At 44.1% G+C, this 16,564-nt stretch carries 15 protein-coding genes; 10 read left to right on the top strand and 5 right to left on the bottom strand.

Annotated features, from left to right (window positions below; all coding sequences use genetic code 11):
* Positions 1–18 precede the first annotated feature (18 nt).
* A complete protein-coding gene (locus tag FHS57_RS23635; RefSeq protein ID WP_183978007.1) occupies positions 19–1,521 on the top strand; it encodes a SusD/RagB family nutrient-binding outer membrane lipoprotein in 1,503 nt (500 codons plus the stop codon).
* Between the two features lie 63 nt (positions 1,522–1,584).
* On the opposite strand, the gene FHS57_RS23630 is transcribed toward FHS57_RS23635, so the two are convergent.
* Positions 1,585–2,058 carry a hypothetical protein gene (locus FHS57_RS23630; protein ID WP_183978005.1) on the bottom strand — a complete coding sequence of 158 codons (474 nt, stop codon included), beginning with the start codon at positions 2,056–2,058 and terminating at the stop codon, positions 1,585–1,587.
* 117 nt (positions 2,059–2,175) lie between these two features.
* Between FHS57_RS23630 and FHS57_RS23625 the strand changes: the two genes are divergently transcribed.
* From FHS57_RS23625 to FHS57_RS23610, 4 genes are read left to right on the top strand one after another with little or no spacing between them, the layout of a single operon-like run.
* Positions 2,176–3,687 (top strand): S41 family peptidase, encoded by a 1,512-nt coding sequence (locus FHS57_RS23625; protein WP_183978003.1) that lies wholly within the window; start codon positions 2,176–2,178, stop codon positions 3,685–3,687.
* Positions 3,688–3,693: 6 nt separating this feature from the next.
* A complete protein-coding gene (locus FHS57_RS23620) occupies positions 3,694–4,272 on the top strand; it encodes a TetR/AcrR family transcriptional regulator (RefSeq protein ID WP_183978001.1) in 579 nt (192 codons plus the stop codon).
* 46 nt (positions 4,273–4,318) lie between these two features.
* Entirely contained in the window at positions 4,319–5,677 is a 1,359-nt protein-coding gene (locus tag FHS57_RS23615) for a lysophospholipid acyltransferase family protein (RefSeq protein ID WP_183977999.1), read from the top strand.
* A 7-nt stretch (positions 5,678–5,684) separates the two neighbouring features.
* On the top strand, positions 5,685–6,665 hold the full coding sequence (locus tag FHS57_RS23610) for a metallophosphoesterase family protein (RefSeq protein WP_183977997.1): 981 nt from the start codon (positions 5,685–5,687) through the stop codon (positions 6,663–6,665).
* Between the two features lie 26 nt (positions 6,666–6,691).
* On the opposite strand, the gene FHS57_RS23605 is transcribed toward FHS57_RS23610, so the two are convergent.
* Positions 6,692–7,315: a hypothetical protein gene (locus tag FHS57_RS23605; protein WP_183977995.1), complete on the bottom strand. Its 624-nt coding sequence runs from the start codon at positions 7,313–7,315 to the stop codon at positions 6,692–6,694.
* Positions 7,316–7,785: 470 nt separating this feature from the next.
* Here FHS57_RS23605 and FHS57_RS23600 point away from each other — a divergent pair, with 470 nt between their 5' ends.
* Positions 7,786–9,111 (top strand): cytochrome P450, encoded by a 1,326-nt coding sequence (locus FHS57_RS23600; protein WP_183977993.1) that lies wholly within the window; start codon positions 7,786–7,788, stop codon positions 9,109–9,111.
* A 1-nt stretch (position 9,112) separates the two neighbouring features.
* Here the strand turns inward: FHS57_RS23600 and lipB are convergent, their stop codons facing one another.
* Entirely contained in the window at positions 9,113–9,826 is a 714-nt protein-coding gene (gene lipB / locus FHS57_RS23595; RefSeq protein WP_183977991.1) for a lipoyl(octanoyl) transferase LipB, read from the bottom strand.
* A 229-nt stretch (positions 9,827–10,055) separates the two neighbouring features.
* Between lipB and FHS57_RS23590 the strand changes: the two genes are divergently transcribed.
* Entirely contained in the window at positions 10,056–10,901 is an 846-nt protein-coding gene (locus FHS57_RS23590) for an N-acetylglucosamine kinase (protein WP_183977989.1), read from the top strand.
* Between the two features lie 99 nt (positions 10,902–11,000).
* On the opposite strand, the gene nudK is transcribed toward FHS57_RS23590, so the two are convergent.
* Entirely contained in the window at positions 11,001–11,579 is a 579-nt protein-coding gene (gene nudK / locus FHS57_RS23585) for a GDP-mannose pyrophosphatase NudK (protein ID WP_183977987.1), read from the bottom strand.
* 57 nt (positions 11,580–11,636) lie between these two features.
* Between nudK and FHS57_RS23580 the strand changes: the two genes are divergently transcribed.
* Positions 11,637–12,386 (top strand): DeoR/GlpR family DNA-binding transcription regulator, encoded by a 750-nt coding sequence (locus tag FHS57_RS23580; protein ID WP_183977985.1) that lies wholly within the window; start codon positions 11,637–11,639, stop codon positions 12,384–12,386.
* Between the two features lie 60 nt (positions 12,387–12,446).
* Here FHS57_RS23580 and FHS57_RS23575 read toward each other — a convergent pair whose 3' ends face one another.
* Positions 12,447–13,187 carry a DUF1361 domain-containing protein gene (locus FHS57_RS23575; RefSeq protein WP_310587015.1) on the bottom strand — a complete coding sequence of 247 codons (741 nt, stop codon included), beginning with the start codon at positions 13,185–13,187 and terminating at the stop codon, positions 12,447–12,449.
* Positions 13,188–13,290: 103 nt separating this feature from the next.
* Here FHS57_RS23575 and sucC point away from each other — a divergent pair, with 103 nt between their 5' ends.
* Together sucC and FHS57_RS23565 are read left to right on the top strand one after the other, a co-directional pair.
* Complete coding sequence (sucC, locus tag FHS57_RS23570) at positions 13,291–14,514, top strand: ADP-forming succinate--CoA ligase subunit beta (RefSeq protein ID WP_122930931.1); 1,224 nt, start codon at positions 13,291–13,293, stop codon at positions 14,512–14,514.
* A gap of 121 nt (positions 14,515–14,635) precedes the next feature.
* Entirely contained in the window at positions 14,636–16,543 is a 1,908-nt protein-coding gene (locus FHS57_RS23565; RefSeq protein WP_183977983.1) for a RecQ family ATP-dependent DNA helicase, read from the top strand.
* The last annotated feature ends 21 nt before the right edge of the window (positions 16,544–16,564 follow it).

Raw genomic sequence — 16,564 nt, 5'->3', positions numbered from 1 at the left:
TCTAACGACTTTCAACTCATGAAATCTATAAAAATCAAATCACTTGTGATGATTGGGGCGCTTTTTGTAGCGCAAGGCTGTACCGAAGATTTTGAAAAAATCAATACGCCTCCTACGACCCTTTCCACCATCGACCCAGGGCTTATTTTGTCCAAAGCTCAAAAGGACGCCGCTTTTTCGGAAGGTTACGAATACCCCAACAACCAATTTGGCTCGTGGATACAACACTGGGCGGGTGGCGTGCTTATTTCGAGCTCTAGGTACATCCAACAAACCGACGATAACCTTTGGAACGACCATTATGCCCTGATTCGGAATATTTCGCAAATCAGAACTCAATTGCTCAAAGGACGTGAAAATGACCCCAAAGCACGTACCAAACTAGCCATTGCAAGGATTGTTGAGATTTCGATTTGGCAACGTTTGACGGATTTGTTCGGCGACGTTCCTTTCTCCGAAACTGCCTTGGGGGTAGATGCGGTCAATAATCAACCGAAGTTTGATACGCAAGATGCTATTTATAAAAAGTTGATACAAGACTTGGACGCGGCGCTCTCTCAAATTACGCCAACCGACGATAGCTACGGGGCAGCTGACTATTATTTCAAAGGCAATCTTACGCAGTGGAAAAAATACGGCAACTCACTCAAGTTGCGCCTTGGAATGCGTATTCGTTACGCTGACGCGGCTTTGGCCCAAAAAACCGTTACCGAAGCCATGGGTCAACCCCTGCTTGAAAGCAATACCGACAATGCGGCCGTACCAACATTTAACGACGCAACCAACGCCAACGTACACCCAGTGTTGAACCATTGGCTGGCGGGTAGCCCCGACCTTAAATACTTAGCAGCACCCTTGGTAGCTCAGTTGGTGAACTCTAAAGACCCGCGCCTTGCTCGCCTTGTGCAACCCACGGTCAATTCTGTGAAGGCTGGTACCCCCGCTTACAAAGGAATCGGTGTGGCTCTTACCGATGAGCTTTTGAAAACAATCATCAAAGACGACTATTCAACTGCCTCACAAACAACGTTTTTTAACAAAGCTTACAGCCCTGCCATTGCGTGCTTGGCCATGTCGTACTCAGATGTTTGTTTTTACAAAGCCGAAGCAGCCCTCGAAAACTGGGGCGCGACGCCTGACCAAGCGGAGAAATTTTATCAGGATGGGGTAAGAGCTGCTTTGGCACAAAACCCATACAACATCACCACAGTACCCGCTGATTTTCAAAAGGAGCTCTCATTTACGGGTTTAAGTAAAGACGAAAAGTTGGAAAAAATCGGTACCCAAAAATGGATTCAGCTGTTTGGCCGTTCGTACGAAGCTTTTATCGAATGGCGCAGAATGGGGTATCCTGCTTTGAAAGCAGGACCAAATTTAGGCTCGACTAACGGCCAAATTCCACGCCGAGCTATTTATTCGTCTCGTGAGACTTTACTAAACAAAACCAACTATGACGAAGCCGTTAAGCGCCTTGCCAACGGCAACTCATATACCTCTAAGGTGTGGTGGGATAAGAAATAACCACTGTTTCTATTTTACGTTAAGGCAAACCAAACTAGTTTTGGTTTGCCTTTTTTTTCTTAACTAAACATAAACGGCTTCCGTTTCCCAAGTAAATTGAGGAAGTTTTATGGTACTCAAAAGCTGTTCCTCCAGCATAGTTGCCCACTCCGAAATATACAGCACCACGTCATCGCGATAATTGTGACGTAAATGACGCTTATTTTCGGGCAAACGATTCAAAATTCGTCGGTCCGACAGTCGTTCTAAATGCTTCAAATCGTCCGAATCCAACCCTGCGTCTATCATCTCATTGATGAGCAAATCCATCGGTAGCCCGCTCGTAGGGCAATAGTCATTCAATTGCTCATTCCAATCTCCCCTGCCGTTGGCCAGGGCATGGGCATGGATTTCGGCTTTGGTAAGCTTCGTAATTTCTTGCGCTAAATTTCCACAATTGCAGCTCCCCATGTGTCCCCATTGGTACGGAGAGCCTTGTTCAATCTTACGAGCCGTTCGACGAAGAGCGGCAATGAGGTCGAGATTAGGACGTGCCATAGCCTTATACGTTTTTATTTATGGTTTATGAGAAATCAAACCGAGTGTCTAGGTTTTTTGTTTTCAAGCAATTTATGTATTTTTTTGTAAAGCAGTCAATGAATATTACAATCAATCATGACCCTAAAAAAACAATTCGTCCCCTCCACCTTCCTGTTTGGGATTTTTCTTCTGCTCAGTTCATGTAGCCGCAAATACGTTCCAGACACTACCTACAGTGTTGAACAAATCAAGCAAGATTTTAAGCTCATGCGTCATGCGTTGGAAGAATCTCACCCAGGTATTTATCGTTACACCTCCCCTGATTCTATTCGTTGGGTTTTTGACCAAACCGAAAAGCTGCTCGACCATCCCATGACAGAGCTGGAGTTTCGGCGCACGGTCAACCCCATCTTTTCGTACATCCGTTGTGGTCATACCGATATTTATCCGTCGAAAGGGTATTCAAAATACATCAAGAAAAACAAACCAAAAGAATTTCCTTTGGGGCTGTATTACGTTGAAAACAAGCTTCGTATTCTCCAAAATCGAACAGACGACACTAGCCTGGTCGTTGGCACCGAAGTAGTATCCATTGATGGGCAACCTGCGGCTGATATTATTGCAAAAATGCGCCAACTCGTTCCTTCCGACGGCTACAATCAAACGTTTAAAACGACGGTAATCAACGGTAACTTTGGCGGTTTTTATCGCTATTTGTACGGAAATAAAGAAACATTTGAAGTCACCGTACAAGATTCGTTAGGTAAAAAAAGGGGTCTTAAACTTAGTTTTAACAAACCACCCAAACCTACCAAAAAAGCCAGCATTCCTGTCAAAACGGCCAGCAATCAACCACCAAAAACGCCCGTAGCAACGCCCAAATTGATGGTCAAAACCAATCCAAAATTGCGTACTTTGAAGCTATCAGAAAAAGACAGCACAGTGGCTATTTTGGACATCAACACCTTTAGTGACGACCGTTATCGACGATTTTATCGCCGTTCTTTCAAAGCATTAAAAACCCAGAATATCAAACACTTAATCATTGACCTGCGGGCCAACGGTGGAGGAAAATCAGACGCGAGTATTAATTTGATGTCGTACCTCCTCGATGCCAATTATACAGTCTATGACACGGCGGCGGCCATCACCCTTCGTCCTTCGTACCAACACTATTACGGGCACAAATTTCCACGCTGGTTTACGCGTTATTTTTGGTCAAAAAAACTCCCCGACGGTCGCCGAAGCAGCCGTTCCGCCCAGCGCGTTCAAAAACCCACCCGTCGCTATGGTTTCAAGGGGAAGGTGTATTTGCTCACCAATGGCGGGTCGTTTTCCGCTGCGGCCATTTTCCCCTCCATGATTCAACAGTACAACCCTCGGGCGGTAGTCATAGGCCGCGAAACGGGCGGCGGGCGCCACGGCTGCAATGCGTTTATTTCCCCCTACCTGACCCTGCCGCATACGCAGGCAAAAGTGCGCATTCCCGTGTTTAAATTGGTACTTAACATTCCTGGAGCCGACATTGGCCACGGTGTACAGCCCAATGTGCCCATTGAATACCGTTTTGAAGATGTCAGAAAAGCCCGCGATTTGGACGTTGAGCGTGCCTATGAATTAATCAACGCCTCCAAAAGTGAAAAATAAGCTGCCATGAGAACCAAAGACGAAAGTAAGGTACAATTGATTCTGAAAACGGCCCTAAAGATGATAACCCGTGTGGGCTTGGCTGGCCTCAAAATGTCGGACTTAGCGAAGGAAGCAGGCGTAGCGACGGGAACGGTTTACATCTATTTTGAAGACAAAAATCAGTTGATTCGGGAGTTGTATTTGTACCTAATGCACGAAAATACCAACGACCTTACCCAAGAACTCACGGGAGATGAACCTTTGAAAATAAAAATTAAAAAAATGGCCCGTAATTTTCTGGAAAACAATATTCAAAACCCAGAATACGGTGCTTTTTTAGAACAATATTTTCGTTCTCCTTATTTTCAAGAAGACGATACAACCCGCAAAGAAGAAGACCACGCCTTGCAGCCTATTTACCAGCTCGTACTCGAAGGACAACGCCAAAGTTTAATCAAAGAGGCGAATCCCGAGCTTTTGGTAACGCTGGTATCGGGCATGTTGCATGAACTGGCTAAACAAACGATTTATACCCAAAAACCTGTTTCGGCTGCCGATTGGGAAATGACTTTCAGCGTGATTTGGGACGGCATTCGTGCCTAGAAACGAATAGTATTATTCTGAGCAAAAAACTAATCCCCTAGCCCTTATGCTTTTTTACACGTTATTGAAATTTATCCTCAAAATTGCCCTTAGGGTATTTTTTCGACGGTTTCAGGTGGATGGACTTGATAAATTGCATCAGGCGAAAGGGCCACTCATTTTGGCCGTAAACCACCCAAATACGTTTATGGATCCGCTCATTATCGCTACCTTGGTGCGGCAACGGGTCGCCTTTATTGCCAATGGCAGCATTTTCAATCGGTTTACGCGCCCCATTTTTAGGTACTTCCACGTCATTCCTGTGTATCGAAAAAAGGACACAGCGACCAGCACACTTTCGCCCGCCGAGCTCAACAAGCGAACTTTTCAGCGCTGTTATGATTATTTAGAAACCAAAGGAACAATTCTGATTTTTCCCGAGGGGACAAGCGAAATTGAGCGACGTTTGCGAGAAATAAAAACAGGAACGGCCCGCATTGCCCTTGGTACTGAAGCCGAGCACGGGTTTGATTTAGGGGTTCAAATTTTACCCATCGGCCTCAATTATTCTGACCCTACGCACTTTCGATCGGAGGTTTTTGTCAACGTAGGCGAGCCCATTCACGTTCGTGACTTTAAGGAAAGTTACCGTCCCGATTCGTTTGAAGCCGTTGAAACCCTGACCGATTTGATTCAGCAACGACTTACAGAAACCGTCATTATCACCGAGGATGCGGAAGAGGACAGCTTGGTGTTGCAGGTGGAAAAACTGTACAAAAACCAGCTTTTTGATGAACTTCAACTCAACCAAAAAGTAAAAAAAGACGAATTTGGGCTCATTAAACAGCTCATTACCGCTGTTCGATACTTTGAAACGCAGCATCCTGACAGGCTAAAATCACTGCAAGTGAGGATGACAAATTACTTGGATTCACTTCAAAAACTTCACCTTTCTGACCGAATTTTCACCCAAACCAAACGGTTGTATAATCATCTGAGCAGCACACTTTTTACGCTTTTACTTGGCCTTCCTTTCTATTTGTTTGGCCTCATTACCAATTACATACCGTATATTTTACCTTCAAAAATTGCACGCCTGATTTCGTCAGACATTAGCTATCGTGCCCCAATCATGATGACCGTTGGGATTTTACTTTTCCCGATTTTTTATGGTTTTGAAGCATTTATTGTTCACTCCCTATTTCAGCAGCGCTGGATTACTCTCCTTTTTGTCGCATCGCTACCTCTACTTGGTTATTTTGTGCTTTGGTATTGGGATCGTCTTACCCGACTTACTCACCTTTGGCAAGCCCTTCGATTGTTTCGACAAAAGCCCAGTTTAATGGAGTCGCTTACGAGTGAACGTGCTAAAATCTTTAAGGCATTGGAAGAAGCAAAAACACTCTATTTAACTACTAAACGCTAAACCCACAATGAAGAGAAGAAATGTCCTAAAAAGCGGAATGGCGCTCCTAGGAGTGGCTGGATTGAAAGTTCCGAACGTAGCTTCCGAGCAAAATCGGGGCAGTTTTGCCCTCGATGGAAACGTAGTGCGATTTTACCACTCAGCCATCAAAGAACGTTTTAGCATAACGATGGTGGCAGATACGCACTTGTTTAAAGACGATGAGCGCGGCGTTCCTTTTCAGCAATTCAGCGGAAGAATGGCCAAAGCTTACAACCAAACCATTCATTTTCAAACGGGAGCAGCTACCAATCCAGAGGAGAGTTTTCGAAAAACGCTTGAAATAGCGAAACAAGAGCAATCCAAATTGGTCGCTTTGATTGGTGACATTTTCAGTTTTCCTTCGGAGGCTGCCGTAGAATGGGTGGCGTCTCAGCTAAAGGAAGCGCAACTTCCCCACCTCTACGTGACAGGAAACCACGATTGGCATTACGAAGGCATGGAAGGCTCAAGCCACTCGTTGAGAGACACTTGGATACAAAAAAGACTTCGACCAATGTACCAAAACGACCATCCTCTGATGAGCACTCGCGAAATCAATGGCATCCGATTTCTGGCACTTGATAATTCTACGTACCAAATTACCCCTGAACAGTTGGCTTTTTTCCGAAAAGAGGTTGCCACCCGGCAACCAGTTGTGCTCATGGTTCACATCCCACTTTATGCCCCCGAACGCTCTTTAGGATTTGGCTGTGGGCACCCAAAATGGAACGCCCAAAACGACAAGAATTACCAACTCGAACGCCGCGAGCGCTGGCCTGAAACGGGTCATTCTCAGACTACCTTGCAATTCCACAAAGAAGTGTTTTCTTGTCCCAATTTGCTTGGTATTTTGGCAGGACATACGCACAAGCCAACCCTCGACATTGTGAATGGCATTCCTCAAGTCATCACTCCGCCCAATGCAGCAGGTGGGTATTTGAAGGTGGAGTTGGTTCCAATCAGCTGATGTTCGATTGTTATAAACCCCGACTTTTAGTATATTTTTATTAAGCTAAAATGAGAACCAGTAGCATTTGGAGACATCCCCCCTGTGTAATTATGGGCTATTTTCAGTTGAATTATATCCCCAGAGTTCAAGTAGATATAATCCGATGTTTGTGAAGTAGAATTTGTAGCTGAAGACAAATTTGTAAAAGAATTTAGTCTAAACATTGTGTTATTTTTAAAAATATATATTGTCAAGAAATAATTCACAGGGTTTGAGTCGAACGTGCCTGCTGTAAATGTGGAAGAAAATTGATAAACACCACTTTTATCAACCTGATATGAATTATTTGTCAATGTACCATTTCCATATTTAAAACTTGGGGTGTTTAAATAGGCAACAGAAGGCGAATTAGGATATGTACAACAATTGTTGTAGGAACCAATCGAACTTGAAAAACCTTCTTGAGAAACGGCCTGTAACTGCTTCCAGCTTGTCCCATCGTAGGTAAACAGGGCATTTTCAGGAAGTTTAAATACAATACTACCAGTTGAACTGGTTGGGAATGTAGTAACAGTTGGCACAACAATTTCATTTGGTGTAATTTGTGCACTCTGGCAGAAAGCAGCCGTAAAAGCAAAAAAGAAGAGAAGAGTTGTTATGACTCTCATTTTAGTGTTTTTTTATAGTTTAACTTACTTAAAGTTCTACAAAAGTATTACTATTTTGAAATTACCCAAAAACAAGTCATTTCTGAATACACAGTTATTAAATACGTTGTTTATTAAGTTTCTTTATAATTTACCCGCAGATTTACGCTGATTCTAAAACCACAGATAACCGCAGATTTTGGGTGATTAATTCGGCTAATGAGCTTATCTGCGCCAATCCGCGTTGAATTTTAATCTGCGTTTATCTGCGGGATAAAAAATATCATACTACTTTTCAAACAAGGTATTAAATAAGAAAAACAAATTATATTTCAATCTATTATTTGATTTATATAAAAATAAAATCTAGATTTTTATACAACTATTTTGTCGTAAAATTATAACTGTCCTCTATGTGTTTTAAAAGGAATGCTATTAAGACCTGTATTCATTAGTACAACTTAAATTCTTGAATTTCAATCAATTCACAAATGCCTGTCCTCCCTCTATATAGCCCCAGCAAAATCCCGCTAACGATACCACTTCGGTTTGCCAAAGACCCGCTTTCATTCATCAGAAGTGGTTTTTCAACCTGTGGGGATACCTTTCGATTACGCCTGTTTAGAGACATCGTTTTTTCGAGAGACCCCGCTTTCTTTCGGCACGTCCTTCAACAAAATCACCGTGGTTATGCCAAAGGAAAGGCATTTACAGAGTTAAGTAAAGTGCTCGGGAAAGGACTGCTAACCAGCGAAGGAGACTTTTGGCTGCGGCAACGGCGTCTGATTCAACCCGTTTTTCACCGTGAACGAATGCTGGGGTTGTATCAAATCATGGCAGAATTAACCACTCAGTTTGTCAACGATTTTGAAGCAAACCGAAACCAATCAGCCATCGACCTCGACGAAAAAATGATGGCCATCACCGCCGACATTGCGCTCAGAACCTTGTTTACCACCATTACCAACGAAGATAAGGCAACGATTTATCAGCAAATCAATCGTACCCAAGAATTTATCATTGCCAATATTCGGAAGCCTTTTCTCAAGCCTTGGATGGCTATTAACGGCGCTAATCGTCGTTTTCGGGCTGATTTGAGCTATTTTAATCGCCTCATTTTTGATATAATTGAACAACGCCGCGCTTCGAATCAGCCGCAAGATGACCTTTTACAAATGCTCCTCGACTGTACCGACGAAGAAACGGGTCAGCAAATGAACGACCAACAAGTTCGGGATGAGGCGATTACGATGTTTGCCGCAGGGCATGAAACTTCCGCCAACGGCCTCAATTGGTTGTTGTTGGAACTATCGAAACATCCAGAGATGGTTCAAAAAATCCGTGAAGAATGTTCAATTTTTGACACTGTTCCGACTTGGGAACAACTTTTGCAACTCACTTACACTCGTCAAGTGGTGGAAGAAGGTTTGCGGTTATTCCCACCCGCTTGGGCTGTTGCTCGCGAAGCCATCGCTGATGATGTAATTGAGGGTTTTGAAATTCGGAAAGGTACCATCGTATTTTTACCCATGTACGAGCTTCACCGTAACCCCGAATTTTGGCACAATCCGCTTTCTTTTGACCCCACTCATTTCACCCCCGAAAACGTCAAAAATCGCCCCAAATTTGCCTACTTACCCTTTGGCGCGGGGCCACGCATTTGTATTGGTCAGCAATTTGCCCTTATCGAAATGCAACTGATTTTGGCATCCTTACTCAAACGATTCACGTTCGTACCCGATGACACCCACAACCCCAAAATGTTTCCACTGATTACGCTCAAACCCATGAATGGCATCAAAGTTTGGGTAAAATAAGTTACAATTCCATTTCAAACAATCTCACCAAGTGCCCTTTTAATTTCTCTGCTACTTCGACCATAGTGAGCTCTCTACCAAGCTCTTGCTGTAAAGAGGTGACGGCTTTGTCGCTAATACCACAGGGAATAATATTCCCAAAAAAGTTCAAATCCGTATTGACGTTAAAGGCAAATCCATGCATGGTCACCCAGCGACTACACTTGACACCCATCGCGCAAATTTTACGGGGATTTTGTCCATCTTCATGCCCCAACCAAACTCCCGTTAGGCCGTCGATTCTCCCTGCCGAAAGTCCATAATCGGCACAAGTCAAAATGACGGCTTCTTCCAATAGGCGCATGTATTTGTGAATGTCGGTAAAGAAATTTTCCAGGTCTAAAATAGGATACCCGACCAGTTGCCCAGGCCCGTGGTACGTAATGTCTCCTCCCCTGTTTATTTTATAAAATTGCGCTCCCGCTGCGTTCAGTTGTTCGTCGTTCATCAATAAATTTTCTTGATGACCACTTTTACCGAGGGTATATACGTGGGGGTGCTGGCAAAACAACAAGTGATTGGGCGTCAGTTGTTGTTCTTCAACGGAAAGTTTTCGGTTTTGCGTTTTGATGGCGACGGTTTCGGCCAACAAGCGTTCTTGATAATCCCAAGCCTCTTGGTAATCAATTGTACCTAAATCTTCAAAACGTACTTCTTTATTTTGAATCGTATTCATGCGGCTACGTCTTTTAAACCTATAAGGTTTTGTTCTCGTCGATTTTTCAAACCTTATAGGTTTTATTTATTCTACTTTCCCAAACCTATAAGGTTTCGCTCTCGTCGATTTTACAAACCTTATAGGTTTTCCTTATTACATTTTTTTCAAAGAGTTGGTTCGTGACGGCGAATTAGCCAATTTTGCGCCCGTTATTGTAGCCTCCATTTCATTACTAACGTAGCTCCGAATGATATTAATTGCCGACAGCGGTTCGACCAAAACGGACTGGCGAATTATCGACCACGAAAATAATGTCCAACAGGCTAAAACCATTGGTCTCAATCCTTATTTCCAAGATTCCGATTCGATAGCTAACGAACTTCGACAAAACCTTTTGCCTTCCATCGTTGGCGAAGTAACCGAAATCTACTTTTATGGCACAGGTTGCGCTGGCGAAGAACCTTGTGCCATCGTTCGTCGAGGCTTGCAGGCCGTTTTTCCAACCGCGCACCTCGTTGAAGTCGATAGTGATATGTTGGGGGCTGCCCGTGGCCTTTGTGGACACCAAGCGGGCATTGCTTGTATATTGGGAACGGGTTCCAACAATTGCTTATACGACGGCAAAAACATCGCTGACAAAATCCCTTCGTTCGGGTTTTGGCTCGGCGATGAAGGTAGCGGTGGCCATTTAGGAAAAAAAGCCGTTTTAGCCTTTTTGCACAAAGAAATGCCTACCGACTTGGCCGAAAAGTTTGCCAAACGTTACGGACTTACCCGCGAAATCGTGTTGGAAAATGCCTACAAAAAACCATTTCCCAACCGCTATTTCGCCAGTTTTTCCAAATTCCTTTTTGACAATCGAAACCACCCCTTTGCTTATCAATTGGTTTATGATGCCTTCGGCGAGTTTTTGGACAAGTATGTCGCCAAGCTACCCAATTACAACCAGCACAAAATTCACTTCGTTGGTTCGGTCGCTTTTTACTACAATGACATCCTACGCCGCGCCGCTGCCGACAAAGGCATGACCATCGGGCACATTATGGAAACCCCCATTGCTGGACTGACCCTTTACCACAAGGAGAAAGGATAATTTGAAAATTCATGAATGTGATAATTTGAAAATGGAATTTCGTAAACCTTAATTTTCAAATTATCGCATTTTCAAACTGATGGCTCAATTGAACATTTTTCAAATCAACCCTTCTAATTTCGCGTATTGCAACAGCATTATTGTCTTCCCATCCCTGATTTCCCCCGTTTTTATCATGTTTAGGGCTTGATCAAACGGCAACTCCAGCACTTCTATGTTTTCATGCTCATGTTCGGCCCCACCTCCTTCATTTACTTTCATAGCAGCTTCGTATTCCGCCACAAAAAAGTAAAGAATTTCGGTGACTGAACCAGGCGACATGTAGGCTTCAAACACTTTTCGCACCGACGAAACTCGGTAGCCCGTTTCTTCTTCCGTTTCTCGACGAATACAATCTTCCGCGTTATCTTTGTCCAAAAGCCCCGCGCAGGCTTCAATGAGCATTCCCGTTTCGTTTCCATTAACGTACGTAGGCATTCGGAATTGACGCGTTAAAATCACCGTTTTATTTTGGGGATGGTACAACAAAATCACCGCACCATTGCCACGGTCGTACGCCTCTCGCGACTGCCGTTGCCATTCGCCCGACTTATTTTGGTAATCGAACGTGATTTTTTTGAGAACGTACCAATTGTCCGAAAGCAATTTTTCCTCAATGATTTGAACGTTAGGATTCATAAAAATGATTATTTTTGATAAATTTTGATTATTTTTGAACAAATCAAAGCAAAATCCATGAGTTATCAAAGCAGAAAGCAAATCATCCTTAAAATATTGGATGAAAAAGGCGACGTTGACGTCAAGGAATTGGCACAAGTGCTTGAAACGTCGGAGATTACGGTACGTCGCGATTTAGGGACAATGGCTGCCGACGGCCTGCTTTATCGAACCCACGGAGGAGCTATGAAGTTAAGTTTGGTCAATCAGCCCATTAGTTTTGTTCAAAAATCAGCAGTCAATGCCGATAAGAAAGACCACATTTGTCGCATTGCAGCGGCACAAATTCAAGACGGAGACGTTATTTTTATGGATTGCGGAAGCACCGTTTTTAGGATGTGTGGCTTTATTCGGGACAAACGCATCAAAGTCATTACCAATTCGTTACCAGTGGTACACGAGCTCCTCAACAGCGCCGTTTCCATTAATCTCATAGGCGGCGAAGTGGATGCGGAAAGACAAGCGGTTCACGGTAGCATGTCCATCGAACACATTCGACGCTACCAAGCCGACAAAGCTTTTTTGGGCGTTGGGGGGATTTCGGTTGAAAAAGGACTCAGTGCGGTCAGTGAAAAAGAAGCCGAAATGACGCTGTCGATGGCAGCAAACGCCCAAGTCACTTATTTACTGTGTGATTCTTCAAAATTAGGCAAAGACAAATACCTCACTTTTGCCCCTTTGACTTTGGTAAACGTACTTATCACCGATGAACAATCTTCGGAGATTATTCAAGCATTCACAAACGTAGGCGTAAAGGTTTTGCGGTAACTAACTTCCCGAAAGCTCTAAGCTTTCGGGAAGTTATAGAGCTTTCGGGAAGTTGTGCTACTAATCATTGATATGTCGGATTCTGAAACGAAGCAATGCCCATAGAACCAAGTAAAGCATTCCGAGCAATACCCCAATCTCAAGGCTCAGGATGAGCGCTGTTCGGTCGGTGAGGCTTTGCCAAATGGCATTGAACAGTTCTTGTGGATTATGCAGGATGTCCCAACTGTTCCATCGACGAACTCTTCCTAAATAAATTCCAAAACCAGCTAAAGGGAAGCTGACGAGTAGTAAGAGATTTCCAATGGCTTTGGAGTACGTTTTTTGCCAGCTTCGATGCATCCAATATACGGAGACAAGCCCGTTGAATAAGCTCACTTCCGCATAAAAAAAAAGCATAATCATATCGTGCCAAGTAAGGTCGCTCCCCATGTCCACCGACAAATGAACAAGGTCCGTAATCATATAAGGCGCATTGGGAAAAAACAAAACCCAAACAACGCTCCAAAGCCCCACCCATACATACCACTTATGAAAACGCTTAACAGTGACATCCACGATAAAAGCGACGATTAGAGGAATCCAGCTCAAAAACAAATTCCAATCCATTGAAAAATCGACCGCTTCTTTGAACTGAATTCTAACCATGTGGTATGTCAAAGCCACCATACTCAACAACAAGAGCAAAAGTAGCGGATAGAGCCCCTGCATGGTAATAATTGGGGGCTCAGATACCATAAAACGGTATTTCCAGAATTTATAAAGGAGACGTTTTAGCAAGACATTGAGGGTTAGTTTCACAAATAACGCTGAATTATATGCCGAAATTCAATAACCAAGTTAAAACTTTTGTGTAATTTGGCACGGCCAAACTAAAAAAAACAAACACTCACCTAATAATAGTATGAACATCCACGAGTACCAAGGAAAAGAAATACTCAAAAAATACGGTGTCAGAGTCCAAGACGGCATCGTGGTTGATACCCCAGAACGCGCAGTAGAAGCCTACCGCACTATCGCAGAACGTACAAATTCTAAGTTTGTCGTTATTAAATCTCAAATCCACGCAGGTGGACGCGGAAAGGGTCAAATTGTTGGTAGCGAACAACGCGGCGTTCAAGTGGTAAAATCACCTGACCAAGCTCGTGAAACAGCTACTAACCTCCTCGGACACGTGTTGGTGACGCACCAAACAGGCCCAGAAGGAAAAAAAGTAAACAAGATTTTCTTGGCAGAAGATGCGTACTATCCTGGGGCTTCGGAGCCTAAAGAGTTTTACATGTCAATTCTTCTTGACCGTGCTAAAGGGTGCCCTGTTATCATGGCAAGTACTGAAGGTGGTATGGACATCGAAGAAGTGGCCGAACATTCGCCTGAGAAAATCATCAAGGAGTGGGTGGATCCTCGCGTAGGTTTGCAAGGTTTCCAAGCCCGCAAAATTGCGTTTGCGTTTGGTCTTACTGGCAATGCTTTCAAAGAAATGGTAAAATTCGTTTCGGCGCTTTACAGTGCGTACATCGAATCGGATGCGGCCATGTTTGAAATCAACCCTGTGTTGAAAACTTCGGATGATAAAATCTTAGCCGTTGACGCCAAAGTAAACCTTGATGACAACGCACTCATCCGCCACGCCGACCTAGCCGACATGCGCGATACTAACGAAGAAGATCCTTTGGAAGTAGAAGCAGGTGAAAGCAACCTTAACTACGTAAAACTTGACGGAAACGTAGGTTGTATGGTAAACGGTGCTGGTTTGGCAATGGCTACCATGGACCTTATCAAGTTGTCGGGTGGTGAACCTGCGAACTTCTTGGACGTAGGTGGTGGCGCTAACGCAAAAACGGTGGAAGCTGGCTTCCGTATTATCTTAAAAGACCCGAACGTAAAAGCTATCTTGATTAACATCTTTGGTGGAATCGTTCGTTGCGACCGTGTAGCAACAGGGGTAGTTGAAGCCTACAAAGCCATCGGAAACATTCCAGTACCTATCATCGTTCGTTTGCAAGGAACCAATGCTGAAGAAGGTGCTCGCATCATCAACGAATCAGGTTTGCAAGTTTTCTCAGCCATCGAGTTCAAAGAAGCAGCTGCGAAAGTGACTGAAGTTTTGAAGTCATTGGGTCTGTAAGAAAAACCCATATTGTATTCTCATGGCAAGGCGCGACAAATGTCGCGCCTTGTTTTTTTGGGAGAAAGACGTTTTTCCACCCCAACTGTTACCTTTGCGTTTCGATTGGAGTTAGGGAAGTATGATTCATGACATTTTAAAACAGTACTGGAATTACGATTCGTTTCGTCCGCTACAAGAAGATATTATTCAATGTATTTTGTCGGGGCGAGACACGCTCGCGTTACTCCCAACAGGCGGGGGAAAGTCGGTGTGTTTTCAAGTCCCTGCGTTGGCAAAAGAGGGTGTTTGTATTGTCGTTACGCCATTGATTGCCCTCATGAAAGACCAAGTGGAGCAACTCAAGCGGCGGCGTATCATGGCAGCAGCCATTTATTCGGGAATGAATTGGCACGAAATCGACATTGTGCTTGATAACTGCATTCACGGAACGACTAAATTCCTGTACGTTTCGCCCGAACGCTTACGAACCGATATTTTTTTGACGCGGGTCAAGCAAATGAAAATTTCGCTTTTGGCCATCGACGAAGCACACTGTATTTCACAATGGGGGTATGACTTTCGTCCAGCCTATTTACAAATTGCGGCTTTTCGTCAGTTGATTCCTACGGTTCCCCTGATTGCCCTGACCGCTTCTGCCACCGACCCCGTTAAGATAGATATTTGTGAGAAATTGGAAATGCGCGAACCCGCCGTTTTCCAATCAACCTTTGCGCGAGCCAATTTGTCGTATTCCGCATTTTTTGAAGAAAACAAAGACGCTCGACTGCTCCGCATTTTACAAAACGTACAGGGAAGTTCCATCATTTATGTTCGTAATCGTCGTCGTACCAAAGAGGTTGCCGATTGGCTTAATCGAAACGGCATTCGGGCTGATTTTTACCATGCGGGTATTCCCAATAAACAACGCAGCGAAAAGCAAGAAGCTTGGATTCGCAACCGTTCGCGGGTGATGGTCGCTACCAATGCTTTTGGTATGGGTATCGACAAGCCCGATGTTCGTTCGGTAATTCACATTGATTTGCCCGACACCCTCGAAGCTTACTACCAAGAAGCGGGACGGGCAGGGAGAGATGGGCAGCGCGCCTACGCTGTGGCCTTGTATTCGCAGCATGATTTGGACGAATTAGCCCGAAATGTTGACCAAAAATATCCACCTATCGACCTGCTCCGTCGTGTGTATCAGGCGCTTTCCAATTATTATAAAGTCCCCGTGGGAGGGGGCGAATTTGAAACCTTTGACTTCGACTTACAAGACTTTACAGGCACGTTTGGGTTGCCCCTCTCTGAAACCCACTTTGCCATTAAACTCCTTGAAGAAGAGGGCTTTGTACAATTGAGCGAAGCCTACAATAGCGTTTCTAAAGTTCATATTACGGTCGATAACCGCTCACTGTACGAACTCCAACTCAAGTACCCTCAATACGATAGTTTTATCAAACTGTTGCTGCGTATGTACGGGGGTGAGCTATTTAACCAGTTTGTCCCCATTTCGGAAACTGCCATTGGGCAAAAACATTACACAATGGAAGCCGATGTGGTCAAACTTCTGCAAGGGCTTCATGACCTTGGCATGATTGTCTATGACAAACAGCGAGTTAAGCCCCAATTTGGCTTTGCCACTCCCCGCTTCGATGCCTTCCAAATGCCCATCAATGCCCTGGCGATTGAAGAAAAACATCAAACTGATTTGCAACGAATTGCAGCCGTAATCAATTATGTAAAACAACAAAATCGTTGTCGAACGCAATTACTCCAAAACTATTTTGGCGAACCAAGCGACGCCGATTGTGGCATTTGCGATAATTGTTTAGCCAAAAAGAAAAAAGCCGCATCTCCCGCCGAACATGCCCCCATTCGGGCCGAAATGCTCCGACTTTTGAAGCTAAGTCCGCTTACTCCCCAGCAATTAGTAGCAGCCTTTGGATTAAAAAACGAACAAGCCGCCATCGCAACGCTGCGGGAACTATTGGAGGACGAAGTCGTTTTGTATGAAAATGAAGGAAGAATACGACTACAGGAGTCATGAAGCTTTAAAAAACAATAAAAC

Origin of the sequence: Runella defluvii, assembly GCF_014195535.1 — a bacterium.
In the GTDB taxonomy this organism is placed as follows: domain Bacteria; phylum Bacteroidota; class Bacteroidia; order Cytophagales; family Spirosomataceae; genus Runella; species Runella defluvii.
This window is presented reverse-complemented; position numbering and strand designations above follow the sequence as displayed.